Origin of the sequence: Aeromonas sobria (genome assembly GCF_050266975.1) — a bacterium.
GTDB classification, from domain to species: Bacteria; Pseudomonadota; Gammaproteobacteria; order Enterobacterales; family Aeromonadaceae; genus Aeromonas; species Aeromonas sobria_B.
This window is the reverse complement of record NZ_JBKISU010000121.1, coordinates 1-318: the sequence shown is the minus strand read 5'-3', so window position 1 is coordinate 318 and position 318 is coordinate 1. Positions and strand designations below refer to the sequence as shown.

Annotated in this window: 1 protein-coding gene; it reads right to left on the bottom strand. The window is 66.7% G+C overall.

Annotation, left to right across the window (positions count from 1 at the left end; all coding sequences use genetic code 11):
* Window positions 1–318, bottom strand: a 318-nt coding sequence (locus ACLHZ1_RS20720; protein ID WP_427263553.1) for a VCBS domain-containing protein, incomplete at both ends; no start/stop codon positions are given.

The window sequence follows — 318 nt, the reverse complement described above, 5'->3', positions numbered from 1 at the left end:
CCCGGTCTGCCAGCAGGTCATCTTCGTAGACGATGGCATCGCCCCCCGCCCCTTGCGGGATCAGGTTGGTGATGGTCACCTCGTCATCGTCGTTCCGAATGCTCAGGGTCAGGGTCGCCGTGCTCACGTCGCCGTCCGCGTCGGTCAGGGTGTAGGTGAACACTTCGCTGCCCGTGCTGCCCCCCGGCAGCGCCACGAATTGCGGATCCAGCGGTGCCAGGGTGTAGGTGTAGGTGCCATTGGCATTGAGCACCAGGCTGCCGTAGGTGCCGGTCAGGTTGGCCGCGGTCACCGCCGCACCATCGGCCCCCTGCACGT